The following is a 665-nucleotide window of genomic DNA, read 5'->3' as shown; positions in this document are numbered from 1 at the left end:
GCGCTGAGCCGGCCGCGGTACGGGTCGCCGTCCCGCCGGTGGTGGTCAGGGTTCGCCAGGCGGCGAGGTAGACCACGGCCGCGGACTGGGCCCGGCGGTCGGCCGCCCGCTCGTCGGACCGGTTCTTCAGTACGTAGCCGACCCCGCTGGCGGCGGCCAGGACGACGACCACCACGGCGGCGATGATCGCCCGCCGCCGGCCGCGGCCACGGCGGCGCGATGTCGACGCGGTGAATCCGGACGGAGTGAGGGGCATGACGAGACGCCTCCCCTCGCAGACGACTGCCCGATCGGAGACCCACACTACGAAGGCCCCCGGCACTGCGCACCCGACGCGCCGGCCAGCGTCGGCAACTCGACACGCGGGTCCGACACGGAAGGAAAACGTGGTCTTCCCGGGCTCAGGCCACGTCGGGGCAACCTTCGGCACCCGCGACAGACTGTCCGAACCTGAATTCCTACGCTCAACCAGGCAACACGCCCCGAATTGGGGTTGTCAGCCAGGAAACCGCGCAAGACCCGCGATGACCGCGAGAGGGATCATATCGACCATCCCGCGCAGACTGAAACGGCCCTGGCCGTCATACACCGCGGCTCAACGCACGACGGCGACCCGGCGACCCGGCGGGCTGGCCGGTGGCAGCCGGCGCGCGGCGGGATCAGGC

Annotated in this window: 1 pseudogene; it reads right to left on the bottom strand. The window is 71.9% G+C overall.

Annotated elements, in window-relative coordinates:
• A pseudogene (locus ND748_RS33325) lies at nucleotides 1-256 on the bottom strand (penicillin-binding protein); the annotation flags it as partial.
• Nucleotides 257-665: the final 409 nt, after the last annotated feature.

Source organism: Frankia sp. AiPs1, assembly GCF_023716945.1.
GTDB lineage: Bacteria > Actinomycetota > Actinomycetes > Frankiales > Frankiaceae > Frankia.
Note: the sequence above shows the minus strand (reverse complement) of the source record. Positions and strands in the feature narration are given on the sequence as shown.